Origin of the sequence: Corynebacterium sp. PCR 32, assembly GCF_037464985.1 — a bacterium.
Classification (GTDB): domain Bacteria; phylum Actinomycetota; class Actinomycetes; order Mycobacteriales; family Mycobacteriaceae; genus Corynebacterium; species Corynebacterium kroppenstedtii_D.
On sequence record NZ_JBAHVL010000001.1, the window covers coordinates 671,989 to 697,462 of the forward strand.

Genomic DNA, 25,474 nt, shown 5'->3' on the forward strand with positions numbered 1-25,474 from the left:
TCTATCTTAATGGTGGCTGTCATCGTCATTGCCAGTGTCGGTTTCATTGCTCCGATTCTCGTGGCTGTTTCCCTCGTTGAGGTCGTTAGCGTCATTCGAGTTCGCCTCGGGCGTGGTATCACTATCGCCGGAGCCACGGTCATTCTGATTGCTGTCTTTTAAGGTGTCGCGGTGAACTTGGGCAAGAAATTTTTCAAGTTCAGCGCCAATCTCGTCCCCAGTGGGAACATTGCCATCCGGGCTAAGCAAACCCCGATCATGACGCTCGCGATAGCGGGACGCTTCCTGGTCATATTGCGCTTCCAGGGCATGAACAACTGCTGCGATTTCGCCGGAATCATCAACTTGGTCTTCAAGTTCGCGCTGAATTTTTTCAGATTCGCGTTCCAACGCCTGCAAAGGAATGGAAATACCCGCAGTTTCTTCGACTGCCTGCAAGAGGCGGACTACAGCAGCGGGATATTCTGATGCCGCAATGTAGTGTGGAACATGCGCTGTAAAGCCTGCCGTTTCGAAGCCTTCCTTGGTCATCTTCATCTCGAGTTCGAGTTGGGCAGAGCCGGGGACGGTGATTCGTCCGTCGAAGCGCGGGTAGCGAAGAGGATCTGCTTTGTAGGAGCCATGCTGTGTGACAATGAGTGGGCGTGTATGAGGAACGGGCATGGGTGCCGAGTAAAGGCTGACTGCCTTTGTTACCTTAAAGCGTTTTGACAGGTCGACGACAGCGTCGGTGAACGTGCTCCACCTCAGGTCGGGTTCCGGTCCTGAGAGGAGGAGAAACGGTTGTCCGGCTTTGTCACGAACGACGTCTAATGAGAGTTCGGTCTTCTCTGCTGGGACGATCTTGCTGTCGATGATATGAACTGCTGGTCGCCGCGAGCGGTAGTCGATGAGAAGGTCGTTATTAAATGTTGCTAATGGTGCATGATCGAGAGCGGCTTTGATATGTGATCCAGCATTGTCGATAGCTTGTCCTGCATCCGCGTAGCCTTGAAGGGCGACAACTAATGAAAGGCCCTGGCGAGAATCAGACCTGGTTTCAGGCTCGGGATATTCGAGTTCATACATAGGTTCATCGTTATCCATTGTCATCGTGAGCCCCCAGCCTAATTGTTTCGTCCATTGGATTAATTGTAGAAAATTAAAAGGGTAGATTTCTAACTAGCAGTAACAACAACGTCACGATAGCAAGCTATATTCCCACGCTGTAAAGCTGTCCTGTGAGCAGTCCAAAGATATCGTGGAGATGACACCGGAACATCCCAGATAACAGTTCAGCATGTACCCCTCCTCATGGATGTCTAAACAGGAGATAAAGAACCGTTGACCAGGTAGGACCCTGGATATACACCGCGACATCATCAGTTGACACCGCTGGCACCAGATATCGTCTAGCCGCACTATGCAACAAAATTACCGAGTTGCCATGATTGAAGGCATCACAGTGCGGCATTGACGTGTAGGGTACCCGCCGACCCCCTGCATACTCTCTACGTGGTCAGGTGCACAGAATGCGCGCGATCTCCAAGAGTTTGGGTAAACTCCCACGCTGTTGACACGATGGTCTCAAGGTCTGTGTGGCACGGTTTCCACCCGAGTTCTGTCCGAGCTTTATCACTGGACGCAATGAGCACCGCAGGATCTCCAGCACGACGAGGAGCAACATCTGCTGGAATCGGGTGTCCAGTTACCATGCGACACATATCAATAACCTCGCGAACTGAGTATCCATCGCCCGAGCCTAGATTGTAAATATTGTGCACACCTGGCTTATTTTTCTCCAGGGCGAGGAGATGGGCATCAGCGAGATCGCGTACGTGAATGTAGTCACGGATGCAGGTGCCGTCCTTAGTCGGCCAATCGTCGCCAAAAATTTTGACTCCGTCACGGTGGCCCAAGGCGACCTGAAGAATGATCGGAATGATATGGGTCTCAACACGACGGTTTTCACCTTGACCGTGATATGCGCCGGCCACGTTGAAATAACGCAATGACGTTGCGCCCAATCCAAATGCGTGAGCATAGGAGGTGATCATATAGTCGATGGACAGCTTTGTTGCGCCATAAGGATTAGTCGGACGAGTGGGAAAATCCTCGGTAATCGGCACTGTCTCCGGCTCACCGTAGGTCGCAGCAGTGGAAGAAAACACAAGATTATCCACATGGGCATGTCGCATTGCATCGAGAAGAGCCAGCGACGTCACCACGTTGTGGTGCCAGTAGTCTTGTGGTCGCTCCACGGATTCGCCAACAAGTGATCGTGCTGCAAAGTGGGCGACACCATCGAAACCACCATCTGTAAGAACATCCGCAGCGACATCGCGAACATCCCCATGAACGAATTCCGCCCCATCGGGGATGAGATCGGCATTCCCTGTTGTGAGATCATCGATGACAGTGACAGTATGGCCTTCCTCAATGAGCACTTTGGCGACATTACCGCCGACATATCCCGCGCCACCTGTGACAAGAACCTTCATAACTTCCTTATATTCCTCAATCGGTACGTTCTGCTTCTATCGTCTCCATCAGTCTAGCCGTTGCCAGCGGGACAGGATCTCGTGGAAATGGTGATTGCGTCCATGCAGTGTCGAAGCACAGAGTTCGGACGATCTCGACCATGATGACAGAATGCACAACAACATTGACTAAACAGGAACTCAGGTTTACCTTCATGTAGTGATATGTGGTTATCCGTGATTGCTACAGTCGCTGACGTTGTCAGGTGACATGCAGCGATCCACGAGCCGACGTCTATGCGCATCACTGTTCGCTAACGATGCTACCGACCACACCCTGCCAGCAGAATTTTCATCGTCGTGATCGCGGCGCCAGGCGAACGCGATATGTCCTTCGATCATCTGGAGAATCCATGCTTCCCACCCGAGATCACTCCGAATCTCATCTACGCCATGCTTCCCCCACCACACGTGGCCATTCGTCACTACCACACTGCTCATCCATGGCACGCATATTAGGAACCTCGCTCTTGACGATTCTTGTGGCTAGCCTGGGGGCACACTCCATGCCGATGGCATCGGCGACAGACACCCCGCCCACATCTAATTCTGGAAATCCTGTACGTCTTCCTGAGGAATCTCATCTGCCCGGGATTCTCGGCAGCGGGAACACTGAGCGCTCTGGCCAATCGCCCACTTTGACCCTTGACAAACCTCGGGGCCTGGCTGGTGGCGATAAAATAAAAGCCACCGGCGAAGGCTACACACCCGGCGAGTCAATTTATGTTACTCAAACCATAGAAAAGCCATCCGCTGGGTTCCCTAAAGAATACGGGAAAGCAGTGAAGGTCAAGGCTAATGACCAAGGCAACTTCACCACTGAATTAAAGGTTGATACAAAATTTAAGGACGTTGATTGCACCGTCACCCAGTGCTACATCGCCTCCTTTACCGCGTTCCCGAAATTATTTGACCGGTCACAAGACGCATGGACCCCTATCACATTCCAGACCGGGGCAGCAGTCACTATCGACACTGACGGCGGCCATGACGGGGATAACAACGACGACAAAGGGAGTGAAGGCTCAGCGGTGCCGCCTGGAAGCACATCCAGCAGCGGGGCGACCGTTGACGTCAACAAAACTACTGAGCTTAACCCCGGTGGTGACACTGTCACAGTTCACGGTCGAGGATTCACAACTGAGGGGGAGGGCATCTACGTCGGACTTGCACAACAAAATCAGTTCAGTACAACCAATGCTGACGTATTTGGCCCTGGTACCGTCTGGGTCTCTCGGAACAAGGGAAACCTCAATGCCGATGGATCATTCTCCGTCGACCTTCCGGTCTCAGCGACATTTGGCAACTCCAACTGTCTCGCCAACGCCTGCGCAATCTACACACTGGCCGCACATGGATCACATGATCGTAGCCAAGATACAGCTACACCGGTGAGTTTCCTCGGGGGAGTGCCTGTAACAAATATGCAACAAGCTGCCCGATCAGTGGAGGCACCACCCGGCAATAACAGCACCTCACCGGACGGGTCAACCACAGGTTACGGGCTCAACCAAGCCTCGGGCGCCAGCGGTAGTACCGGACAATCACGCAGTGGCGCCCGCGTTTCCGTCTCTCGCACTACCATCTCACCTACCGGGAAGACTCCTATTGCTATCACCGGACAGGGATTCACGTCCAGCGGCAGCGGAGTCTATGTAGGACTTGCTGAAAAAGCAAAATTCTCCACAACGGACGCTTCTGTATTCGGCGCGACTACCTGGGTACGTCCACAGCAGATGTCGCCGAATGGGTCATTCACTACCACCTTGAATATCGAACCAATCTTTAAGGCCGGAAACTGCATTAAAAATCAGTGTGCCATCTTCACGTTTGCTGCACATGGTTCGGCTGACCGGAGTCAAGATACGGTCACTGATATCACCGTTACGGGGACTCAACAGGACAAGGATGCCGCTATAAAAGAGGCAGCAAAGAAGGCTGAATCTCAGAAAAAAGCGGAAGAAGCACGAAAAAAAGCACGTCAAGAAAAGAAAAAGCAGGCGGTGACAACCCAGGCAAACTCCACCAGCGATGGCGTTGACAATCAGGCTACTGGCATAAAAAACACCAGTTCAAATAGCAGATGGCTGTATGGAGGACTCATAGGTGCCCTTGGTGCATTAGCCATCATTTTCGCCGTGCTATTCGGTATTGAAAAGCGGCGAAACTTGAGTGCTCACGATAAGCACATGGGGGAGAATAATTCCCCAGGTGAACCCTAAGCAACGGCAGATTTAACATACATAGCATGGAAAATCTACAGCGGGGAATGCAGCGTCATTCCCCGCTTCTCACAGGAACAACAATGGGGGAACCATCTGGGGCCCGTAATACCTGCATAGGGCACCCATAGACCCTGCCTAAGAGCTCCGAATGCAAGACCTCTTCAGGATGTCCCGACGCAGCAATGCATCCGTTGTCAAGAACAACGATACGGTTACTCCACGCTGCCGCGAGGGAAAGATCATGGAGAACAATGCCGACGGCAGCACCGCCTTCTGCCCTGCGTCGACAAATCGCCATCACATCCTCCTGATGGCGGATATCTAACGCAGCCGTTGGCTCATCGAGGAGCACGAGGGGGGTACTTTGTGTCAGAACCCGAGCTAATGACACACGAGCTCTCTCACCCCCCGAGAGATGGTGAAACTCACGAGAAAGGAACCCCCGGACACCGGTTTCGTCGATTGCTGTGTTCATTGCATGGTTTGCATCATCAACAGTGTCTGTTTTTGACCACGGAGCGCGACCCATCGCAATGGTTTCCCCAGCAGTGAACGAAAAGCCAACAGTGTTTGATTGCATCAGCACCGCTCTCAGACGCGCAAGATGCGATGCAGATGTTGCCGTTACATCGTGGCCATTAATATGAACCGTGCCCGAATCTGGAGAGAGATCTCCCGCTGCTAATGACAACAGTGTCGACTTACCGGCGCCATTAGGGCCGACGATAGCGACGATCTCCCCTCGCTCAATAGAGATGCTGATTGAGTCGAGTACCCTACGGCCCCCGCGATGTAGGGACACTGAATCAAGAGATAGCATGGGACAGCCTTTCGACATAACCTCTTGGCAAAGCAGTTAGCGCCATGCGCCAGATTGACCTCGAGAACGGCGAAGAAGATAGAAGAATACGGGGCCACCAATGAGTGCCGTTAACATTCCCAGAGGGAGATCTGCTCCCTGAATTGCTGTTCTCGCGATGACGTCGGCGACTGTCAATGTTAATGCACCACCGAGCGCCGAAGCTGGAATGAGCACACGATGACCAGGACCAACAATGAGCCGCAGTGCGTGAGGGACAACAAGTCCAACAAACGAGATAATTCCGGTGAACGCCACTCCAACCGCGACAATGAGTGAAACAACGACCACAACGCCCCCACGGAGCCGTTCAACATTCACACCCAGATGACGAGCTTGCACTTCACCTAGCGATAAAAGATCAAGCGGTGTGGCAAAAATCCACACGAATAGACTAACCGGAATAGTGACTACGCCAATGATTCCTGCTGCCGTCCACGATGCTCCAGCAATAGATCCCATTTGCCAAAAGACAATTTGGTCACGAGCAGCTGTACTCGCAATGAAAGTGAGAAATGAGATCATCCCGCCTGCCATCGCGTTTGTAGCAACACCCGTCAAAATAAGAGTCACAACCTCACTACGGCCATGACGTCGAGACGCGAGATAAATAAATCCAGTTGTACAGAGTCCAGCGATAAACGCGGCTACTGCCACCATCCATGGACCACAGCCTTGATAGGAGGTAGAAGCAGAAGCCCCGAGGGCTATCGCTGCGGATGCTCCCACCGCTGCACCTGAAGACACGCCAATGATTCCAGGCTCGGCGAGGGGATTGGAGAACACACCCTGGAGCAAGACTCCAGCGATACCCAACCCAGCCCCCACAATTGCACCCACCACGATCCGCGGAAAACGTACGTACCATAAGGCCGCTTCGGCATTAGCATGGGAGGGTGCATCTAACCAAGACAAGCCCATTGAATGGAGGAGCGAACCTACCACTTGGCTTGGAGTCGTCTCCATTTGGCCGGCTGCAGCAGAGTACACCAGGCTAACCCCCAACAAGACGATGATGGTGGGGAAGAAGATTGCCGTGGTGAGGACCCGGCGGCGATGGGAAACCACTGCTCGGGAACGCTTAATCATGATTATCTCCCCGCGACGGTAGGTTCTGATGTCCGGGTAGAAGCAGCGGGCGGTGGGGACCCTGAGCCCGAATAGAGACCGTGCGCTATCGCGGTGATGACCGCCCCGGTATCCGGACCGAAAGATAATAAATGTGAATCAGGCACTGTGAGCACACTGTTATGAGCACCAGCAGGCGTTTGATCAAAACCGGGAAGCTGGTGAAGTCCGCTGAGACCTCCTACTGAGGAGAGACCATCTCTCATCACTATGACGGTGTCCGGTGCAGCCTTCACTAAGGCTTCGGACGTCAAATTCGTAAAAGCCTTGTTCAACCCGAGTCCTTCACTGGCATCAATCCCGCCCACAGCTTTGATGAGATCAGACGCTCCTGATTTACGCCCAGCAATCATCGATATGTTTGTACCACGGACATAGAGGACGATCATTCGACGGTGATCCGATCGTGCTTGCGCTGCTGCACTTGACGACGTGATGTCGTCTCGCATGTGATGGGCAGCGTGCTCTCCTGCATGGTGATCGCCCAACGCATCCCCAATCTGCCGCATCAGGTTATCCGCGTTCCTTAGATGGCGATCGCGATCGGTGTATACCACGGTGATTCCTGACTTCTCTAACTGGCGGAAGACGGACTGAGGTCCGATGGATCCATCGGTAAAAATGATGTCGGGAGCAAGGTTGAGAACAGCTTCAGCATTGATGGAATGACCACCAGGTGTAACGAGAGGAAGCTTTGCGGATGAAGGGAATGTGGTGGAGATATCCCGTCCGACAAGCTTATTTCCCATACCCATTGCCCATAGAGATGCAGCCAAAGCACCGGACCGATCGAGACCGAGAATTCGCTCAGCCTTCGTGACTATGACTGTCTTTCCTTGAGACGTAGTCTGTGCTGGAAGATGGGGTTGAACGTGAGAAATAATCTGGGGATCGCCGGTATCCACTGAAGCGTTGGTGAGGCCTTGCGCATGAGGTGAGTGACGTGCGCGATCTGATTGATGGGACGACATGCCATCGCGTGAGGGGATATCGCATGCGGTCATGCTCATACCGCCGGCGAGGAGAATAACGGAGAGCATGCTTACTATCTTGGAAGGGCGCCTGTCGGACCTGAGGCCACGAAGTGAGAATAAACCTGAGGGTAAATGCACTGGTCACAGCTTTCACGGGTAACGGCCGACGAGGCGACCGTACAAATGTCTATCAGTAACTATTGAGGGACTGGAACTTCACTGAAGTGTTGACAACTCACCTCAAGGGGGGCTAGTGCCAAAGGCTACACCACCCTAATACACTGGCCACTCCCTAAGGCCAGTGTTACGCTGCTAGGTGGGCAATCAGAGCATTTGCCCTCTCCAACAATCGGATATGTGTTGTATTAAGGGTAACCACGGTTTGCTCTAGCCGTACGGCAAGGGAGACTCTATGAGACGCCGAATGACGGATCCTCTTCATCGCACCATGACGGCTGTACTGCAGGTAGGAGCGACCACCGCCATTATCACAGGTGGCCTCACGATGAGTGCATGCTCACACGACAGTAACAGGACAACCAACTCACCATCGTCCATGTCACCCCAGGAGAAGCGTGATCGTAGCGCGAGTACTACGGTGACGGGAAGCGATGGAATCGTTGTCATGAACGCATCTCAATCTCACGGGCTACAGGATGGGCAAAAAGTAGTCATCAGCGTCAAAGATGCGGACCCTGAGATGGGCTATTACCTGGCTGTGTGTACAAAAGAGAACACGGGCACCGTACCAAATTGCCTCGGCAAGCATGGTGACTCTCGTGCTCAAAAGTGGATATCAAACGAGAATCAGGATGGCGCGATTACGAGGGATGGGGCATTTCGTGAGGAAATCAGCGTCACCCAAAAAAACGTCAGTACCAGGGGAGACGATATTGACTGTAAAACACAGGAGTGCGTGATAAAGCTGTTCGGTGACCACAGTAACGGGTTTGTCGATATAGCTGACATTCCCATCACCTTTAAATAGATACCGATACCGCACACCTGCGGTATCGGCTGAATAGGGTTACATGTGGCAGAAAATTAACCCGATGGGGGGCAGTGCGACAGGTTGGACGTCAACATCTAATGTTCGACAACGATAGCGTGGGCCAAGCTAACCGGAATGGACACGGTCTCATCGCCAACAGAAATCGTCGCGTTCTGATCATTAACGACGGCGTGGATTTTTTTGCCCGGGATAATCCCAGCATTCCGGAGTTTTTCCATCGACGTAGCATCGGACTGTAGTACCTCGTTAAACATGAGGATTTTCGCCGTGACCAGCTCGTTACGAGCCAGGTCTGTTAGCCGCTTGCCTTCCATCTGAGACTCGTCGCTATTGACTCCAAGCTGAGGAAGCCCGGGGATCGGGGTTCCAAACGGACTGTGAGTTGGGCCGTCAAGGACTTTGTAGACACACCGTTCAACATCATCACTCATGACATGCTCCCACCGACAAGCTTCCTCATGCACCTTTTCCTTGGGGAGTTGAAGCAACGTCGATAGTAGGCACTCAGCTAGTCGATGCTTACGCATAACAGCGATGGCAACCTGGCGACCCGTATCAGTGAGCTCAAGATGTCGGTCTTCGGCGACGCGAAGCAAACCATCCCGCTCCATCCGGGCAACCGTCTGACTGACAGTCGGCCCCGATTGTTCCAAGCGCTCTGCAATGCGTGCACGCAGGGGAGTGATACCTTCCTCATCTAGTTCATAGATTGTCCGGAGGTACATCTCAGTGGTATCGACAAGATCCTTCATGACGGATGCCTTCCTTAAATAGATCGATAAAATAAGCCTACATGCTGATTTGTTACTTTACCCTTAACGCGAAAACCCCGGGACGAGCTCCCCGGGGTAGTGAATATCCATCTTTGTCGCACAAGATACGACTTGTCTCGTTCATTCTAGGAATGACACAAAGTGGCTACTAGGCGTAAGAACGAAGTTTATCTGCACGCTCCCCTTTGCGAAGCTTCGCCATGACTTCACGTTCAATTTGGCGAACTCGTTCGCGGGAGAGCCCAAATTCCCGCCCGATTTGGTCAAGAGTACGCGGAACACCATCGTCAAGACCAAAGCGAAGACGAATAACGTCTTGCTCTCTCTTCTCCAGAGTAGCGAGTACCGTGCGGATATCAGAATGGCGGAGCGACGCTACGACAGCCTCCTCAGCGTCGGTAGCTTCAGAGTCCTCTATAAAGTCACCTAGAGGTGCTTCTTCGTCGGTTCCGACGGGCATATCTAGACTGACAGGATCGCGAGACTGTTTGAGGAGGAGATCAATCTTAGATTCGTCGATGCCAGATTCTTCCGCGAGTTCCTCGTTGGTAGCTTCGCGGCCGAGATGCTGATACATCTCACGTTTGATGCGCGAGAGCTTATTAACTTGCTCAACCAAATGGACGGGGAGACGAATCGTTCTGGACTGATCCGCCATACCGCGGGTAATCGCCTGCCGAATCCACCACGTCGCGTACGTCGAAAACTTAAATCCCTTGGTGTAATCGAATTTCTCGACGGCACGGATAAGGCCTAAGTTGCCCTCTTGAATGAGATCAAGAAGGGGCATTCCACGCCCCGTGTAGCGTTTAGCCAACGATACGACGAGTCGAAGGTTAGCTTCGAGTAAGTGAGCGCGGGCCGCTCGCCCATCTCTGGCGATAGCTTTGAGATCTCTCATATGTGTCCGGGAGAACTGCCCACCCGAATCGAGAAGATACTGAGCGTAAAGCCCAGCTTCAATCCTTTGTGAGAGCTCAACCTCGTCTTCTGCATTAAGAAGTGCGGTGCGACCAATCCCATTAAGGTAGACGCGGACCAAATCAGCTGAAGGATTTTCATTGTTGTTAGCCCGTCGGCCAGGGTCATCATTCGCTTCAGTCAAAGCGGTACTGATCTGCGCTTCGTCCATGTGCTGGCTCCTTAACTGCGCTCGGTGTCGCGATTGTGGTGCGATCGGAAGCCCCACGGCCACGTTCTCTGCGTCGACGCGTTGTATCGTCAATCGCCGCCTGACACGTGACCATGGAATGAAGCTGTTACGATCGCATTCATGTATCCCAACGCGCCGGGATGTGAAAAGGTTCCATGTTTAGCAATTCGTATGACGTTCGGCGTCGCAAACACCCTCACATGGGGGTAAAATACGGAAAGTATCGTCCTTGAGCAGGGAAAATGGCTGCCTCATAGGTGCTCACAGTGTGACACATATATCTGCCTGATCTCATTCAAAATCAGCGGGAAGGACAAGCCCGTGACGAATAGCATCCACAAGGACCGGAAGAAACTGATCAGCAAGAGGCTCATCGCTCACTGAGGGCTCCGCCAACTCCGCAATCTCACACACATCACGCGCACTAAGCCCGGTAGGGTGCAACCCCCGGAAGATACGTAACACACGATCATCAATGTCATGAGAAAAACGCGGGCCATCTGTCCTGGTCATGCGGGTGACTACATCAGCAAAAGTCTCGGCGGTGAATTCCTCCCCGTGATCAGACCTCGCTATGGACACCTTGTCCACTGCCAGCCCCGAACGTACACGGAATCTACTACTCATAATCTCATCCGATGTGTGCGCATCCAGCCACGCACACCGTCGAAAATATTCCTCAATCTCAGGTCCAAGCGCATCGGTATACGGTTGCGTAAATTCCTCGCACACCACCTCTGAGGGACGTTCGGAGTCGATGCGAGTCATCGCGATAAAGCCAAACCCAATTCCAGACACACCAGCATCATCAAGATACTCGATCCACGCACGCGACTGAGCCTGTCCAGCCTCGCTTCGCGGATCTAGCGACTCATCCTTGATCCACGTGCCGACGTAGTGCAAAGGATCGACGCAATCACGCTCTAATACCCATGCCCGGTAGCCGTGATCCGGGAACCACGATGCCACACGCGCCTGCCACGGCTCAGACTCTGAATGAACCCACGCACCCACAATGAACGCGTGTCCACCCTGCGACAAGTGCTCAGGGATCTCACTTACCAGCTTCGCGGTTGCACCGTCGAGGTCCATGCCAGAATCACGATATACATGCCGCAGCGCTGGCGGGCCAACAACGAACGGTGGATTGGCGACAATACGATCGAACGTACGGGCACCCACCGGCTCGAACCATGATCCTTCGACAAACTCAACATCAGCAGTTGTGTCCACCTCTGAAAAGACCTGAGCAGCAGCATAAGTTGCTCGGGCGAAGAGGATCGCGCGTGAGCTTACATCTGTCGCCAGGACAGAACATGATCGCCCTAGCTGGCCCAACATCTGAACACCACAGCCCGTTCCCAAATCCAACACTGAACCGACCCGAGAAACACCTGTCGCCTGAAGAAGCGACAGCGACGCCGCCCCAACACCCAACACATGGTCAGTCCCTGGCATATGATCAACCATCGAGGCGTCAGCATCACTAAAAACCAAATAGTCACGGTGGTCGATGGCACTAGCCCGAAGGGGACGAATATCAATAGCTACCCGATAGAGCCCAGGTTCGGGCCCCTGCACGCACACAAGGGTCCCACCAGATATCGCCGCGTTAACAAAACTATCGCCGAAAATATCGACAAACACCTCACGAGGATGCGGTTCCCGAAGAATAAGCAACCGTACCGTCCAAGCCAAACGGCGATCATTCTCATCGGCCGCTGCCTGCAGAGCACGATCACACGCAAAAGCAACAGCAGCAGGCTCATGACGATCGAGAGCCGCCAGCCCATCCTCACGAAGGACAGCTCGTAGTCCCGATGATGAATAGCCAAGTTCACGTAACCGTTGAGCAAGTGTTATGGCACATCGGGGCAATGCTGAGACATCGGGAAGAGAAGCGTCAGGGACAGAACAATTCCGGGTATACACGATTGCCATAGTAGGCGAAAACTCATTGTGCTCTCGTGGCCTGGGTACATCAATCACCACGGGATCCGTCAGCGCCAGAACCGGCGGAATCATCCGGCACGCCCCTGGGACGGTCGCTGTCGGTCAGGCCCAGGCCACTGTCATAGGAACTATCATCAATGGTGATCGAGGCTGAGCCACTCAGGCCCTCTTCTCCATTGTCATCCGGGTGGGAGATCAGTTGCTTTGCCCTCTCACCATCGAGCGCACCATGAAAAGCATAATACGCATCTCTGTTGGCAGCTGGCTTATAGACCCGCGGTTGGCGAGGATCCTGTGTTTCCCCCACAGCATTAGCGACGACCACCGCAATCCACGGAAGAGGAACCGAAATAACTGTGAACACCGCCGCGAGGATCACATTATGCAACACCATAAACGCGACGGCGGCGAACAGCAGAAATGGAATACGTAGGCCTTGCAAAATAGCATACTCACGCCGCCGTCGGCGCCAGTCCTCGACCGGCGAACGCTTAGCGTCGGTAATGAGAGCGACGTTTTTGCGTCGGTGAAACATGCTCTCCACCGTAGCCCCTAAACTGCGTTCGCGACGACAACGCGGTAATGTAGATACTTCTCAACCGGCAATCTGGCTTCGCAGGCAGCATTTCAGATGCCTGCGGATTTCCCACCTCACTCGACTCGTAAGGCATGATTGAACCGTGGCATTATCGCAGACAACGACGATTGAACGCACCAAAACTGAAGACCAAACAACGGATTCGGATACCCCAAAGTACTTCCACTATGTGAAAAAGAATCAGATAGTGGAATCCGCTGTGAACGGTAATTTTGTCGTGGCGCTCTGCGGTGAAACATTTCCAGTCACCAAGCAAGCCAAACCGGGTTCGCCTGTCTGCCCTGACTGTGAACGCATCTATCGGGGGCTGCGCCGCCGGTGAAACTTCGAGAATGGCAGCAAGCCGCGCTCTCGCAGTACTTCGATACCCATCCTGAAGACTTTTTGGCAGTAGCAACACCAGGAGCAGGGAAAACTACCTTTGCTTTAACTCTCGCTCGACGTCTACTGGATACGCGCGCTGTCGAGCGAATTATCGTTGTTGTTCCGACCGAACACCTCAAACACCAGTGGGCAGAAGCTGCTGCACGAATGGACATTGCACTCGAGTCCAACTTTACGAATTCAGCCGGCACCCTTAACCCCATGTTCGACGGAATGGCGGTCACATATGCCCAAGTATCGATGCACCCGTTTAAACACCACTCCTTGGCAACGAGGAAGCGATCCCTCGTCATCATGGATGAGATTCACCATGGCGGCGATGCAAAGAGCTGGGGTGATGGCATCCGTTACGCATACTCTGATTCAACCAGGCGCCTTGAGCTCACGGGAACACCGTTCCGTTCCGATGATGCACCGATCCCATTTGTGAGGTACACCGAAGACGGTGAAGGACACCAAGTCTCGTGTGCGGACTACACGTACGGATATTCCCATGCGCTTCGCGACGGGGTAGTTCGGCCCGTTGTTTTCTTGGCGTACTCAGGGGAAGCCCGCTGGAGAGATAGTGCAGGGGAGGAGTTTGCAGCCCGGCTTGGTGAACCTTTGAGCGCTGAACATACGGCAAAGGCTTGGAAGACGGCACTGGATCCGCAAGGGCAATGGATCCCAGCCGTTCTTCGTGCAGCGGATATCCGCCTCAAAGAATATCGACGTGTAATCCCTGACGCCGGTGGGCTTGTTATCGCGACCGATACTAAGACAGCACGCGCGTATGCGACGATCCTCGAACGCCTCTCAGGCGAGCCTGCTACCGTTGTCCTCTCTGATGAGCCAGGATCATCACGGAAAATCGAAAAATTTTCTCAATCCACTGACCGATGGCTCATCGCTGTCCGCATGGTGTCCGAGGGGGTTGACGTCCCTCGACTCGCCGTTGGCGTCTATGCGACCTCGTCGTCGACCCCACTCTTCTTTGCTCAGGCTATTGGACGATTTGTTCGCTCACGGGTGCCGGGCGAGACCGCGTCGATCTTCCTTCCCTCAATTCCTATTTTGTTGGACCTGGCATCCCAAATGGAGGCTGAACGCAACCATGTTTTAGGCAAACCGCACCGGTCCAATGATGGTTGGGACGATGAACTTGTAGCACAGGCGAATAAGACAGAGTCAGAACCTGAGGACGTGAAGAAATATGAGTCACTTGGCGCTGAGGCTGAGCTTGATCATGTGATTTATGACGGCTCGTCGTACGGCACTGGTACGCTTTCTGGGTCCGACGAGGAAGCCGAATATCTGGGCCTTCCGGGGCTACTCAACGCTGACCAGATGAGGCAGCTTTTGCAGAACCACCAACAGGAGCAGCTCAAGGCTCGTGAGCGCGACAAGAGAAAGGTCGAAGAAGCTCGACGGCGGTTTCATGACCCGCGTAGGGACGAGGGGGACAACCTCGATGCTGACAATACACAGCAGAGCCGCGGTGTGATTGATGACCTTTCGCGGTTGCGGAAAGAACTCAACGCCCTGGTCTCTATTGCCGCGGCGCGAACTGGCCGTCCTCATGGGCGGGTACATAATGAGGTGCGTCAAGCATGTGGAGGTCCACAAACCGCGCTGTGTACGGCTGAACAGTTACGAAGCAGAATTAACTACCTGCGTAATTGGTGAGTGAGAGGTAGGTTCGCCTTATGTGACGGATCGTCAGCCAACAGCAGCGCAGCTACGTTGTTGGCCAACAACGTAGCTGCAGCGTTGATCACTAGCTGTTGTCAGCATCAATGGAGATACACATGCAGTCATTCCACACGGTGGCGAGCTAGTCGAGATAATCGCGGAGGACCTGGGAACGTGACGGGTGGCGCAGCTTTGACATTGTCTTCGACTCTATCTGTCGTATACGCTCTCGAGTTACACCATAGACTTGTCCGATCTCATCGAGCGTTCGTGGCATGCCATCAGTGAGCCCAAAGCGAAGGCGAACCACGCCAGCCTCGCGTTCGGTGAGCGTCTTTAATACATCTTGAAGCTGATCTTGTAACAGCGTAAAGGACACCGCATCCACAGCAACAACTGCTTCAGAATCTTCGATGAAATCACCAAGTTGACTGTCGCCCTCGTCGCCAATGGTCTGATCCAACGATATGGGTTCACGAGCATATTGCTGGATCTCCAGCACTTTGTCTTCAGTAATATCCATCTCCCGAGCTAATTCCTCCGGAGTAGGCTCGCGACCTAGATCTTGAAGAAGTTCGCGTTGGATGCGACCGAGTTTATTGATGACCTCCACCATGTGAACAGGAATGCGAATCGTTCGCGCTTGATCTGCCATCGCACGCGTAATAGCCTGACGGATCCACCATGTAGCGTAAGTCGAAAACTTATATCCCTTGGTGTAATCGAATTTTTCGACGGCACGAATGAGACCTAAGTTGCCTTCCTGAATGAGGTCCAGGAAAGCCATACCACGGCCGGTGTAACGCTTCGCCAACGAGACAACCAGACGAAGATTCGCTTCGAGGAGGTGGTTTTTCGCCTTTCGGCCATCACGGGCAATCGAACGTAGATCTCGCGATTGTGCAGGGCTTAATTTGGCACCACTGGCCTTAATCTCATCAAGCTTATGCGTGGCGTATAAACCGGCTTCAATACGTTGGGCAAGAGAAACCTCTTGCTCAGCATTCAGAAGAGCGACTTTACCAATCTGCTTAAGATAAGCACGAACGGAGTCTGCAGATGCTGTGAGTTCGGCATCTTTCCGGGCTTGGCGAAGAGCTGCAGACTCGTCTTCATCCCACACGAACTTGCCATTGTCATCTTCACTGTCCTCAGTAGATGACTCATCAATCCGTTTAATAGGGGAGCTAGCTTGATCGCCGTCTAGGTCGTCTTCAAGATCATCTTCATCGAGATCACTGTCACCTAAGTCATCACCGCTCAAGTCATCGTCATCATCGAGTTCATCGTGGTCGACGTCATCCAAGTCCTCGTCGAGCCCTGGAGGTTCCATATCAATATCGTCGCCATCATCAATATCGTCCAACCCAAGATCATCGTGGTTCTCGTCGAGGACGCTATCGTCAACATCTGGGGTGTTGTATTTCTCTTGGTCAACAACTGCCAGATCCTCCGACATGGCAAGGTCAGCTGCATCGTGTGTGACCGTGACCGCAGAGGCTTTCCGCTTCGCTGCTGACTTCTTGGCAGCAGACTTTGTGGTTTTCTTTGCGGTTGCCTTCTTTGTCGCTGCCTTTTTAACCGTGGTTCGCTTCGCCGCTGAGGTCGCCCGCGACCTCGTAGGAGTGCTCTCCTCTTTGAAAGCTGCTGGCGATGTCTGTTGAGGTGTTGATGTGTCGGCCAGGGGAGCAGGCGATGTCGATGATCCCTGAGTTGTAGCTTTCTTTGAGGCTGCTTTCCTGGTTGTGGCTTTCTTCGCAGCTGTTTTCTTAGCTGCAGCTTTCTTGGTGGCGGTCTTTTTGGTCGTCGCCTTTTTTGCTACAGCCTTCTTCGGTGATTCAGTCATGCTTGTTTTCGCAGTCTCCACTATCGCTTGGCCCCTCCATCGTCACTGAACCGCTGGTCAACCACGGCTATTTCCTGAGCTTGATCGGGGCTTGGGGTTGTGTAGGAAATGGACTTCCCCACATGTTGCGATGTCCCGGTTGATGTCAGTACAGCTACTCGGGATTGCTCGGTAACGTCCACACGGCCCTTCCTGATCGATGACGATTTCGACTACTGTTGTTCACAACCGTGAGCTATCCAGCCAGTCAGACAACTACACCCATTATCCCCGGGACGTGTATTACGCACCCGCTGGGTAAAGCTATCTTCCGAGAGGACACCATCCTCCCCGGCACGTACGCTGGGGTTTAGTGAAGATGGTGTGGCTGGATCGACGAAATGTGCACAACTAGCTCGATCGACCGCCCAGTATAACCTATCTGCTTCACTGAACGTTGACCGGCTCGCGTAGAGACGGGGATCGGTGTTGTTTTACGGGCAAATATGATCACGCGCTGCCATCGCGGCACCCACGATTCCAGCTCGGTTAAGGAGTTTCGCGGGGATGACCGTCGTTTCGCAGGTTAACCGCGGAATCCACTTTTCATGTCGCCGCGATATCCCACCACCAGCAATGAAAGCAGTTGGTGAAAATAGTTTCTCATATTCTTTAAGTACGGCATCAACCCGTTGTGCCCATTCTTTGTAGGACAAGCCTTTCCGATCTTTAACGGCAGAGGATGCTCGCCGCTCAGCTTCTTTTCCGTTAATTTCAAGGTGGCCTAACTCACTGTTGGGAAATAATTCACCGTTGATGAGCAAGGCAGAACCAATACCTGTTCCAAAGGTTAGGAAGATCACTGAACCATGATGAGCAAGGGAATGACCGTAGGCGACCTCTGCCATGCCGGCAGCGTCGGCATCATTGAGAACAACAATATCCCGATATGGGCCAAGGTACCGATGAAAAAGGTCAGATACGTCGGTGCCGATCCAGGACTTATGGATATTTGCTGCGCTCTGTGCCCGCTGTTGTTTCACAATTGCCGGAATGGTAATTCCAACAGGACCGGTCCATTGTGCCTGATCCACGATGAGTCGACATGTTTCGGCAACAGCATCTGGTGTTGATGGCTGTGGAGTCACGACCTTGATTCGTTCGGAAACAAATTCACCATTATCTAGGTTGACAACGGCGCCTTTTACCCCACTCCCGCCGATATCAATACCAAACCCATAATTATCCATAGCTTTGATAGTAGCTGATCCTGTGATAAGAAAATTACTGCCACGTCTGGGGCATCATGGCCACTGCGATACCCTGCGTTGTGCTGAATCAGCGTAACTGTCTGCGGTGATGGTTGAGAATAGTTACCGTTGAGATTATGACTTCTGTTTCACCATACAATCAGTATTCGTCAGCTGACGAGTCTGCGTTGGCAAACCCCAACGTATCAAACCCATCAACCCTCACCGATGAAGCTAATTCGGAGCTCAATATCGCGCTCTCTGTTGCGATGGCTGCTGGGCGACATGTTCGCGAAGAACGAGAAAGAAGAGCGGGTACACTGGCGCCCATTGGAACAAAGTCGTCGGACAATGATCCGGTGACCGAGGTTGACAAGTCTACAGAGAGCCTTGTTCGTCGCCTTATCTCGACGGTTCGCCCTAACGACGCTATCGTCGGTGAGGAATCCGGCGGTGACCTCCCTGAGGAAGGAACCGTGTGGGTCGTCGATCCGATCGACGGGACCGTCAATTTTCTGTATGGTATCCCCTGTTATTCGGTGAGTTTAGCTGCTCAAGTAAACGGAGAAACAGTCGCTGCCGTGGTTGTTGATGTTGCTCATGATGCAACCTATTTCGCATCACGGGGGGTCGGCTCTTTTCTTCGTCATGGGGCGCTGCGTCATGACATCACTGAGCCCCGGGCGGTTGGCTCGGATATTCGGCTCTCCGTTGCGCGTGGGTGTGATCTATCGAATGCGCTTGTATCCACTGGATTCGGATATACAGCCTCGCGGCGTCACATCCAGGGGACTGTAGTGAGCGCGATGCTCGAGACTGTGCGTGATATTCGGAGAATGGGGTCAGCAGCGTTGGATTTGTGCCATGTTGCGGCCGGGAGAGTCGATGCTCACTATGAGCATGGACTAAACCTGTGGGACTATGCGGCTGGTGCATTGATCGCTCGTGAAGCCGGAGTTCGTGTTGACACACCGGCCAGGACGAGCTCTGGACGTGAAGGGGAACTCTTGATTGCAGCCCATCCGGATCTCTTTGGTCCTCTCCGAGAAGGGTTGGCACGCGCAGGGGGTCTTGAACCGATTCCAGCCGAATGACAACCATTTTATATCGGTCTGCGCAACATATCTGTGAACTGGGACTTTAGCAATCAGTCGCCGGAAAAATGCCACGCCCGGATGGAAGACGTGACAACGGTAAAAAATTGGTCTAAAGTCCCCGTCCGACCGGCTATTTCATGATTTCGGAGGTCGCTTGATATGGCCAAAGACTATGACGCCCCGCGCGGCGACAAGCAAGATTTTGATACAGACTCGCTTGAAGGACTTCAGGCATCAGAGGGTGAGAAAGGACCAGTGGACGACACTGACGATGGAGACATTGTCGAACCCATTGATCTTCCTGATTTGGATTACTCCAATGAAGAACTCTCCGTGGATGTTGTCCCGAAGAAGTCGGATGAGTTCACGTGTGACGTGTGTTATCTCGTTCAACATCGAAATCGGTTGGCATATACCGACAATGACGGCTCCATGGTGTGCCGGGACTGCGCGTAGCTATCACTCACTCTACGGAGGTCGACTCGACGGCCCCGTGGGGTGAGTTGAGTATCGACTCTGTCTAGTAGATCGGGCGACCAAGCGCTTTTAAGAGTGCATCAGGATCTTTGCTGCTAATGAGCCAATATGGAGTTGGGTCCTGCGGATCGTCGAGAACTAGCATGACCATTCCTGGCACCCATGAGTGAGATATGATGTACGCTTCGGGATCCAACTGTCGTCCCATTGCGGCACTCTTCGCAGTAGCAGGAACGGCAAGCGTTCGATCAACAGCTGATGCAGGAAGTTTCGCTGGGCCTGCATACAACCATCGCTCCCCATCGACGGCTTTTTCCACCCGGATTACAGTGCCCGATAAGGAGAGAAGGGACCATAGTGCCACAGCACCAAAAATGATGGCCCCGCTTGCTGTCCAATACCACGCTCGATTGAGCCCTAACTCGTAGGATAACAGCACAACACCACCTAGAACAGCAACCCACCAGTAAAAAGGGATCCACTGACGCTCTCGGTACAGAACATCGCCACTGTGGGTAGTTTCCTGTGCGGGAGTTTCACGCTGTTCGTTCACGGTCCTCTATCTTAGCGTGCCGATGGTTTCCCTTTCGGACTTACCACTCCACTAGGCTACAAGTGTGACCATGACATCGAAGATATGTATTAAACGTTTAGACAAGGGCCTAGAACTCCCTCGACGTGCCCATTCCAGTGACGCTGGGATCGACTTAATGTCCGCAGAGGACATTGTCCTTCAGCCCGGTGAACGACAGTTAGTAGGGACAGGCATCGCCCTGAGACTATCGGTGGGAACCGTTGGCCTTATCCATCCACGTTCCGGATTAGCTCTGAAGAGAGGCCTTTCTATAGTTAATACACCTGGAACTATCGATGCCGACTATCGCGGGGAGATTAAGGTATGTCTCATCAACCTTGATCCACACGAACCGATCATCATCTCGCGAGGGGATAGGATTGCACAGCTGGTCGTCCAAGAAGTGCTCCTCGATGACGTTATTGAGGTCGATGATCTCGATGAGACCGAGCGGGGTTCAGGTGGTTACGGTTCAACTGGAGTAGGCGTATCTGACTCGTAGTCAGTGCTCTAGGATCGAGGCAAACTCGGCATTACGCACGTAGCGCAGGAAATGGGTATATATCGTCTCGGTAAGGAGTTGTTCCTATGTGGCCATTTGAAAAGAAGAATCAGCATTATTTCGATAAAGATGACATAGATGACCAGCCAGGTCCTGGTGGTGATCGTGATGAGTACTATGTCGACGAATTTACGTCACCACAAGAGTTTGCCGCATCAGAGCCTAGGTTAGGCTCAGCATGTGATGCTATGGAAGGGGATTCCGGCCCTTTCGACTCACGGCGCAAGGATCTTAACAGATTTGATTTCAGCGACTTTGCCAAGGGCGATATCGATCTGGGCTCGCTACTTGTCCCCATTCCTCATGAAGCGGAGATTCAAGTTGAGGTTAGTCCGGAGGGGCCGCGTGCTGTTCATCTCGCAAGCCCGTACGGTCGCGTTACCCCTGTGGCTTTTGCTGCCCCCCGTTCTGGTGGATTGTGGGACGAACAATTAAGTGATATCGAACACCAAATCGCGTCAGATGGTCTTCACGCATCGCGCGAGTCTGGACCCTGGGGGATTGAAATTATAGGTACAGGACCTCACGGGATTATGCACATGATTGGTGTCGATGGTCCAGGGTGGATGCTGCGCCTGACTGCAGTAGGGCCTGCGGAGTCACACGACGAGTTGGTAGCGATGACACGAGGAATCGTGTCTCGAACTGTCGTGAAGAGAGGAGATGGGCCTATTCCGGCAGGCGAGACCCTTCCAGTTGCGTTACCCGAGGATATGGTCCAGGAACTCCATAAAGCTATAGCCCAACGTGCAGCCGAAGTAGACCCAGTGCCCGACGAACAACACCATGAGCATCCACCTGCCGTGGCCGACCATTCGCACGACAATGCAGGACACCGTCGTGTGGCTGGTGAAGCATCAGCTCGGATGGAATCTGCAATGGATGAGCTCGACAGTGAAGAAGATGATGGCAAACACTGACCACCACTTGGAAGCACACGCGACGCCGTCATCAGATGATGAACCCACCTTTCTCGACCAACTTGGGGGCGTATCCGGAATTGTGTCCTCGACCGTGCCGGTTCTTGTACTCGTACCAGTGAATTCATGGTGGGGTTTGACACCGGCGTTAGTGTCTGCATTCGGAGTATCCCTTCTCGTCTTTTGCTGGCGGCTTGTGCGGCGCGAGAATATTCAGCCGGCAGTCTCTGGTGTCATCGGGGTTCTCATTGCAGCAGCTATTGCCTGGTACGTGGGCTCGGCCAAAGGCTATTTCCTCTACGGAATCTGGTATTCCGCAGTCGTTGGTACACTCTTTCTGATCTCGTGTATCGTCGGGTGGCCGGCTGTCGGAATATTGTGGCGTGGGGTAAACGGCCGGGGTGTGCGATGGCGAGAAAATAGGACAGAACGTCGTTATTTTCTTGTGGCGACACTTGCCTGGTCTTTCGTTTTTGACCTGCGGTTTCTCGTTCAAAACCATTTGTATGAGTCTTCAACCACGAATGCTCTGGCCATTGCACGAATTGTGATGGGGTGGCCCCTGACTATCCTCGTCATGGTGGTTACGGTCTGGGCGGTTCGTCGTGCGGATGCAGCGCAGGACAACCTTGAGGATAGAAGACCGGCGGTTGGCAGTACCGTCGAAGAACATACTGCGGTTGAAGCACACGATTGATTGAGGTAATTGGGTGACACAATCTGATATTCCTTCGCAGGTCACAGTTGATATCACTGACTTTGCTCACGGTGGCGAAGGGATTGGCCGTGTCAACAGTCAGGTCGTCTTTGTTGACGGGGCAGTGGTAGGAGATCGTCACGTCGTTGTTGAGCTTGACTCGGAACGAAGTTCGACATCGTTGTGGCGTGGGGTCGCTACGGCGGTCGGACAGGAATCGACTCTTCGGGCAGACCAGGCTGTTTCATGCTTGGCTGCGGAGGAAGGTGCTGGATGTTGCGACTTTTTAAATGTTGCTCCAGAGAAGGCTGCCGCAGCGAAAGCGGGTATCGTCGTTGATCAAATGCGGCGAATCGGCCATATAGATGTCACCCCAACGTATGAGGCACTATCGCCGTTTCGAGGGTGGCGCACCCGGATGCGGCTTGCCGTTGATGAATCGGGCAGGGCAGGACTTCGCGCACGCCGGAGCCACCACATTGTCACAGGTACGACATGTAGCCAAGCGGTACCAGGGCTTATGGATGGAATAGAGACGATGTGTTTCACCCCTGGTGCAGAGGTGATCCTTGCCATGGATTCCGACGGAGTTCGACATATCGTGGAAGTAGGTGGCACGCTAACATCACACCCTCACGACGGCCGCGGTGTTAGACAATTCTCACATTCTCCTCGAGGGCGTCGAGGGCATGCGTATATCATCGAAGGCGGGGACCACTGTGTGGAGCGGGTGCCTGGTGTAGCTCGCTCGAAGCTGACTGGCGGAAAAACTATGACCGTATCCGCTGATGACCGGACCTTCCTTCTGCCTGCGACAGGCTTTTGGCAGCCTCACCGTGCCGCGGCAGGCCGATATCGAGAACTTGTTCACGAGCTCTTGCCGGAGGTTCACGGCGGCGTTGCCTGGGATCTCTATGGCGGGGTGGGACTCTTTGCCGACATTTTGGCTGGGAAAACACGGGGCCCCGTGGATTCCGTTGAAGTTGATAAAAGTGCACGCACATGGGGGCGCCGTAGCCTACAGACCTTGAGTGAGAGGCCGTTTAGACTCCCGTCTATCAGATTTGTTACCTCGCGGGTTGATCGATCCTGGTCCGTGTTACGACGAAATAATCAGGGTGGGGTTGACCTTGTTGTCCTCGATCCTCCACGAAAAGGTGCAGGTAAAAAAGTCATCCAACAAATTGCTGCTGCTAATCCTCGATCGGTTGTGCATATTGCTTGCGATCCAGCGACGGGGGCCCGTGACTATGCTGAGTGGCTGTCTCATGGCTATGAGATCTCCTCAATAAGGGTCATCGATGCGTTTCCGGGGACCCACCACATGGAAATCATTGCGGCATTGTCAAAAACATCATAATCCCCACGTGGACAGCGCATCTGCACACACGGGAGTCGCGATCCGCCGCTGCCACCGGCGGACACCAGATTGAGCAAAGAATTCATCGATGTCTGCAGCATCACAGCGCGATGCGCATGAAAAATGCCACGCCATGAGCCGAACTACGTGTGGTGAAATGACGACGTCATGAGTGATTCCTGTGTGCTTAGTAGTCGTCTTGATAGCCTGTGAGCACAGTGAGTACAGACGTTGAGCATAGTCCCCGCGCGAGGTCTGGGGAAAACGACGTCCTCCATCGTAGGTCGCTATGGTTCTGTGTGCACCGCTAGCGCGGCTTTTGTTTTGTCCTAAGTGTTGTGGCAACTCCGTGAGCTGGATAGATGGAGGGGTTGTGGATTGTCGAGCACGGTGAATGGTCTCCCACCATGGGCGTGCTTGGCGGAGCGATTGAAAATGCGCGGTCTGGGTCAATTCTTGAATAGTGGCGGGATCTTTTCGGGCGATGGCAATAAGGGTGGTATTTGACAAGATGCGATGGGGGGAGCGGTCTGTACTCCGTGCGCGGCGGTCTCGTTCATTCCACAGGGCGGCCGCGAGGGTTCGTTGTGCCGCAGTGGATAAGAGGTGGAGGCCTTTGATCCGTGATGACGGCGAGATTGATGGGGAGCCAGCTAATGTGGACGAGCGAATGAATGCACACTCTTCTTTCCACCAGGAAAAACGCTCCAACTCGGCGAGAAGGCCGGATAGTGCGGTGAACAGATCCAGGAGATACTCTACGTCCAGGGCTGCGTAATTTAACCAGTCAGGGGGAAGTGGACGACGAGACCAGTCTTCCTTTCCATATCCTTTCGCCAACCGATACCCAACAAATCCATTCACCATGTCGGCGAGGTTCACTCGCTCTAGCCCTGCAATCCTTCCCCCCATTTCAGTGTCAAATAAACACCGAGGAATGAGGCCAATATCAAAAAGTGCAGGCAGATCGGTTCGCGCGGAATGTATAATCCATGTGAGCGGGTTTAATACCGGCGCTAAGAGTTTCATATGCGGTCGACAGGCTTCGGCATCAATAAGGAATAGCCCACTACCTGCTCGTTTCACCTGGAGGAGGAAGGCTCGGTCATCGTATCGATACGCCGACGCGCGTTCGGTATCGATAGCAACCGGTCCCTGTCCTTTCTTTAGAACACTGGCAGCTTCATGCAGATGTTCGCGGGTGGTAAGTAATGGTGGAACCCCACATGACGGTGCCGATACCGGTGTCGACGTCGACTCCGGCAGCAATGGAAAAGAGGGGAGAGGTCTCGCTGTCGATCTCAAGTACCAGTCGCAGCAGCCCAACTCGTCGCTGATCAGATCACTACTATCGTGGGGCCTGTCGTCATACTGCATCAATGCATCACCACCGTCGTTAATGCGGCGTATTGGCACCGAGGTTCGGTCCCGCCACTCAGTTCGGATCACAATATAACCGAGTT

Annotated in this window: 24 protein-coding genes; 10 read left to right on the plus strand and 14 right to left on the minus strand. The window is 53.3% G+C overall.

Features of this window, described 5'->3' with window-relative positions; all coding sequences use genetic code 11:
• Positions 1 to 6 precede the first annotated feature (6 nt).
• The 3 genes from V5S80_RS02820 to V5S80_RS02830 all read right to left on the minus strand — a co-directional run bounded on the left by V5S80_RS02820 (position 7) and on the right by V5S80_RS02830 (position 2,960).
• Entirely contained in the window at positions 7 to 1,068 is a 1,062-nt protein-coding gene (locus tag V5S80_RS02820; protein ID WP_395169207.1) for a PAC2 family protein, read from the minus strand.
• Between the two features lie 422 nt (positions 1,069 to 1,490).
• Entirely contained in the window at positions 1,491 to 2,480 is a 990-nt protein-coding gene (galE, locus tag V5S80_RS02825) for a UDP-glucose 4-epimerase GalE (protein ID WP_395169208.1), read from the minus strand.
• A gap of 210 nt (positions 2,481 to 2,690) precedes the next feature.
• On the minus strand, positions 2,691 to 2,960 hold the full coding sequence (locus V5S80_RS02830; RefSeq protein ID WP_395169209.1) for a hypothetical protein: 270 nt from the start codon (positions 2,958 to 2,960) through the stop codon (positions 2,691 to 2,693).
• A gap of 2 nt (positions 2,961 to 2,962) precedes the next feature.
• Here V5S80_RS02830 and V5S80_RS02835 point away from each other — a divergent pair, with 2 nt between their 5' ends.
• Positions 2,963 to 4,741 carry a neocarzinostatin apoprotein domain-containing protein gene (locus V5S80_RS02835; protein WP_395169210.1) on the plus strand — a complete coding sequence of 593 codons (1,779 nt, stop codon included), beginning with the start codon at positions 2,963 to 2,965 and terminating at the stop codon, positions 4,739 to 4,741.
• Between the two features lie 55 nt (positions 4,742 to 4,796).
• Here V5S80_RS02835 and V5S80_RS02840 read toward each other — a convergent pair whose 3' ends face one another.
• Genes V5S80_RS02840 through V5S80_RS02850 form a run of 3 tightly spaced genes read right to left on the minus strand, consistent with a single transcriptional unit; the run spans position 4,797 to position 7,771 of the window.
• The gene (locus tag V5S80_RS02840; protein WP_395169211.1) at positions 4,797 to 5,564 is read right to left on the minus strand and encodes a heme ABC transporter ATP-binding protein; all 768 of its coding nucleotides are present in this window, start codon (positions 5,562 to 5,564) and stop codon (positions 4,797 to 4,799) included.
• Between the two features lie 36 nt (positions 5,565 to 5,600).
• Positions 5,601 to 6,692, minus strand: coding sequence for a FecCD family ABC transporter permease (locus V5S80_RS02845; RefSeq protein WP_395169212.1), 1,092 nt, complete (start codon positions 6,690 to 6,692; stop codon positions 5,601 to 5,603).
• Positions 6,693 to 6,694: 2 nt separating this feature from the next.
• Complete coding sequence (locus V5S80_RS02850) at positions 6,695 to 7,771, minus strand: hemin ABC transporter substrate-binding protein (protein WP_395169213.1); 1,077 nt, start codon at positions 7,769 to 7,771, stop codon at positions 6,695 to 6,697.
• 346 nt (positions 7,772 to 8,117) lie between these two features.
• Here V5S80_RS02850 and V5S80_RS02855 point away from each other — a divergent pair, with 346 nt between their 5' ends.
• Positions 8,118 to 8,693 carry a neocarzinostatin apoprotein domain-containing protein gene (locus V5S80_RS02855; RefSeq protein WP_395169214.1) on the plus strand — a complete coding sequence of 192 codons (576 nt, stop codon included), beginning with the start codon at positions 8,118 to 8,120 and terminating at the stop codon, positions 8,691 to 8,693.
• Positions 8,694 to 8,791: 98 nt separating this feature from the next.
• On the opposite strand, the gene V5S80_RS02860 is transcribed toward V5S80_RS02855, so the two are convergent.
• The 4 genes from V5S80_RS02860 to V5S80_RS02875 form a co-directional block, all read right to left on the minus strand.
• Positions 8,792 to 9,469, minus strand: a complete 678-nt coding sequence (locus tag V5S80_RS02860; RefSeq protein WP_395169215.1) for an iron dependent repressor, metal binding and dimerization domain protein — start codon at positions 9,467 to 9,469, stop codon at positions 8,792 to 8,794.
• A 169-nt stretch (positions 9,470 to 9,638) separates the two neighbouring features.
• Positions 9,639 to 10,622: a sigma-70 family RNA polymerase sigma factor gene (locus V5S80_RS02865; RefSeq protein ID WP_395169216.1), complete on the minus strand. Its 984-nt coding sequence runs from the start codon at positions 10,620 to 10,622 to the stop codon at positions 9,639 to 9,641.
• A 312-nt stretch (positions 10,623 to 10,934) separates the two neighbouring features.
• On the minus strand, positions 10,935 to 12,575 hold the full coding sequence (locus V5S80_RS02870; RefSeq protein WP_395169217.1) for a methyltransferase: 1,641 nt from the start codon (positions 12,573 to 12,575) through the stop codon (positions 10,935 to 10,937).
• A gap of 49 nt (positions 12,576 to 12,624) precedes the next feature.
• Entirely contained in the window at positions 12,625 to 13,131 is a 507-nt protein-coding gene (locus V5S80_RS02875; protein WP_395169218.1) for a DUF3099 domain-containing protein, read from the minus strand.
• Between the two features lie 145 nt (positions 13,132 to 13,276).
• Between V5S80_RS02875 and V5S80_RS02880 the strand changes: the two genes are divergently transcribed.
• Positions 13,277 to 13,516, plus strand: a complete 240-nt coding sequence (locus V5S80_RS02880) for a DUF3039 domain-containing protein (RefSeq protein WP_395169219.1) — start codon at positions 13,277 to 13,279, stop codon at positions 13,514 to 13,516.
• The gene (locus V5S80_RS02885) at positions 13,513 to 15,243 is read left to right on the plus strand and encodes a DEAD/DEAH box helicase (protein WP_395169220.1); all 1,731 of its coding nucleotides are present in this window, start codon (positions 13,513 to 13,515) and stop codon (positions 15,241 to 15,243) included. Before V5S80_RS02880 ends, V5S80_RS02885 begins: the two co-directional genes overlap by 4 nt.
• A 148-nt stretch (positions 15,244 to 15,391) precedes the next feature.
• Here V5S80_RS02885 and V5S80_RS02890 read toward each other — a convergent pair whose 3' ends face one another.
• Together V5S80_RS02890 and ppgK are read right to left on the minus strand one after the other, a co-directional pair.
• Positions 15,392 to 17,095 carry an RNA polymerase sigma factor gene (locus tag V5S80_RS02890; RefSeq protein WP_395169221.1) on the minus strand — a complete coding sequence of 568 codons (1,704 nt, stop codon included), beginning with the start codon at positions 17,093 to 17,095 and terminating at the stop codon, positions 15,392 to 15,394.
• A gap of 473 nt (positions 17,096 to 17,568) precedes the next feature.
• On the minus strand, positions 17,569 to 18,324 hold the full coding sequence (gene ppgK, locus V5S80_RS02895) for a polyphosphate--glucose phosphotransferase (protein WP_395169222.1): 756 nt from the start codon (positions 18,322 to 18,324) through the stop codon (positions 17,569 to 17,571).
• Between the two features lie 137 nt (positions 18,325 to 18,461).
• On the opposite strand from ppgK, the gene V5S80_RS02900 reads away from it, so the two are divergent.
• Positions 18,462 to 19,418, plus strand: coding sequence for an inositol monophosphatase family protein (locus V5S80_RS02900; RefSeq protein ID WP_395169223.1), 957 nt, complete (start codon positions 18,462 to 18,464; stop codon positions 19,416 to 19,418).
• A gap of 162 nt (positions 19,419 to 19,580) precedes the next feature.
• Positions 19,581 to 19,877 (plus strand): DUF4193 domain-containing protein, encoded by a 297-nt coding sequence (locus tag V5S80_RS02905; RefSeq protein ID WP_395169224.1) that lies wholly within the window; start codon positions 19,581 to 19,583, stop codon positions 19,875 to 19,877.
• Positions 19,878 to 19,941: 64 nt separating this feature from the next.
• Here V5S80_RS02905 and V5S80_RS02910 read toward each other — a convergent pair whose 3' ends face one another.
• A complete protein-coding gene (locus V5S80_RS02910) occupies positions 19,942 to 20,451 on the minus strand; it encodes a DUF3093 domain-containing protein (RefSeq protein ID WP_395169225.1) in 510 nt (169 codons plus the stop codon).
• A 70-nt stretch (positions 20,452 to 20,521) separates the two neighbouring features.
• Here V5S80_RS02910 and dut point away from each other — a divergent pair, with 70 nt between their 5' ends.
• The 4 genes from dut to V5S80_RS02930 all read left to right on the plus strand — a co-directional run bounded on the left by dut (position 20,522) and on the right by V5S80_RS02930 (position 24,011).
• Complete coding sequence (dut, locus tag V5S80_RS02915) at positions 20,522 to 20,974, plus strand: dUTP diphosphatase (protein ID WP_395169226.1); 453 nt, start codon at positions 20,522 to 20,524, stop codon at positions 20,972 to 20,974.
• A gap of 86 nt (positions 20,975 to 21,060) precedes the next feature.
• The gene (locus V5S80_RS02920) at positions 21,061 to 21,954 is read left to right on the plus strand and encodes a DUF3710 domain-containing protein (protein WP_395169227.1); all 894 of its coding nucleotides are present in this window, start codon (positions 21,061 to 21,063) and stop codon (positions 21,952 to 21,954) included.
• Positions 21,941 to 22,651: a DUF3159 domain-containing protein gene (locus V5S80_RS02925; protein WP_395169439.1), complete on the plus strand. Its 711-nt coding sequence runs from the start codon at positions 21,941 to 21,943 to the stop codon at positions 22,649 to 22,651. The genes V5S80_RS02920 and V5S80_RS02925 overlap by 14 nt, the downstream gene beginning before the upstream one ends.
• Before the next feature lie 13 nt (positions 22,652 to 22,664).
• A complete protein-coding gene (locus V5S80_RS02930) occupies positions 22,665 to 24,011 on the plus strand; it encodes a class I SAM-dependent RNA methyltransferase (RefSeq protein WP_395169228.1) in 1,347 nt (448 codons plus the stop codon).
• Here V5S80_RS02930 and V5S80_RS02935 read toward each other — a convergent pair.
• Entirely contained in the window at positions 24,006 to 25,460 is a 1,455-nt protein-coding gene (locus V5S80_RS02935; RefSeq protein WP_395169229.1) for an HRDC domain-containing protein, read from the minus strand. The genes V5S80_RS02930 and V5S80_RS02935 overlap by 6 nt on opposite strands.
• Between the last annotated feature and the right edge of the window lie 14 nt (positions 25,461 to 25,474).

What these genes read in the sequence shown, in the direction of transcription:
- V5S80_RS02820 (WP_395169207.1), bottom strand. Translation starts at nt 1,068, where the DNA reads ATGTATGAACTCGAATATCCCGAGCCTGAAACCAGGTCTGATTCTCGC.
- galE (WP_395169208.1), bottom strand. Translation starts at nt 2,480, where the DNA reads ATGAAGGTTCTTGTCACAGGTGGCGCGGGATATGTCGGCGGTAATGTC.
- V5S80_RS02830 (WP_395169209.1), bottom strand. Translation starts at nt 2,960, where the DNA reads ATGAGCAGTGTGGTAGTGACGAATGGCCACGTGTGGTGGGGGAAGCAT.
- V5S80_RS02835 (WP_395169210.1), top strand. Translation starts at nt 2,963, where the DNA reads ATGGCACGCATATTAGGAACCTCGCTCTTGACGATTCTTGTGGCTAGC.
- V5S80_RS02840 (WP_395169211.1), bottom strand. Translation starts at nt 5,564, where the DNA reads ATGCTATCTCTTGATTCAGTGTCCCTACATCGCGGGGGCCGTAGGGTA.
- V5S80_RS02845 (WP_395169212.1), bottom strand. Translation starts at nt 6,692, where the DNA reads ATGATTAAGCGTTCCCGAGCAGTGGTTTCCCATCGCCGCCGGGTCCTC.
- V5S80_RS02850 (WP_395169213.1), bottom strand. Translation starts at nt 7,771, where the DNA reads ATGCTCTCCGTTATTCTCCTCGCCGGCGGTATGAGCATGACCGCATGC.
- V5S80_RS02855 (WP_395169214.1), top strand. Translation starts at nt 8,118, where the DNA reads ATGAGACGCCGAATGACGGATCCTCTTCATCGCACCATGACGGCTGTA.
- V5S80_RS02860 (WP_395169215.1), bottom strand. Translation starts at nt 9,469, where the DNA reads ATGAAGGATCTTGTCGATACCACTGAGATGTACCTCCGGACAATCTAT.
- V5S80_RS02865 (WP_395169216.1), bottom strand. Translation starts at nt 10,622, where the DNA reads ATGGACGAAGCGCAGATCAGTACCGCTTTGACTGAAGCGAATGATGAC.
- V5S80_RS02875 (WP_395169218.1), bottom strand. Translation starts at nt 13,131, where the DNA reads ATGTTTCACCGACGCAAAAACGTCGCTCTCATTACCGACGCTAAGCGT.
- V5S80_RS02890 (WP_395169221.1), bottom strand. Translation starts at nt 17,095, where the DNA reads ATGACTGAATCACCGAAGAAGGCTGTAGCAAAAAAGGCGACGACCAAA.
- ppgK (WP_395169222.1), bottom strand. Translation starts at nt 18,324, where the DNA reads ATGGATAATTATGGGTTTGGTATTGATATCGGCGGGAGTGGGGTAAAA.
- V5S80_RS02900 (WP_395169223.1), top strand. Translation starts at nt 18,462, where the DNA reads ATGACTTCTGTTTCACCATACAATCAGTATTCGTCAGCTGACGAGTCT.
- V5S80_RS02905 (WP_395169224.1), top strand. Translation starts at nt 19,581, where the DNA reads ATGGCCAAAGACTATGACGCCCCGCGCGGCGACAAGCAAGATTTTGAT.
- dut (WP_395169226.1), top strand. Translation starts at nt 20,522, where the DNA reads ATGACATCGAAGATATGTATTAAACGTTTAGACAAGGGCCTAGAACTC.
- V5S80_RS02920 (WP_395169227.1), top strand. Translation starts at nt 21,061, where the DNA reads ATGTGGCCATTTGAAAAGAAGAATCAGCATTATTTCGATAAAGATGAC.
- V5S80_RS02925 (WP_395169439.1), top strand. Translation starts at nt 21,941, where the DNA reads ATGGCAAACACTGACCACCACTTGGAAGCACACGCGACGCCGTCATCA.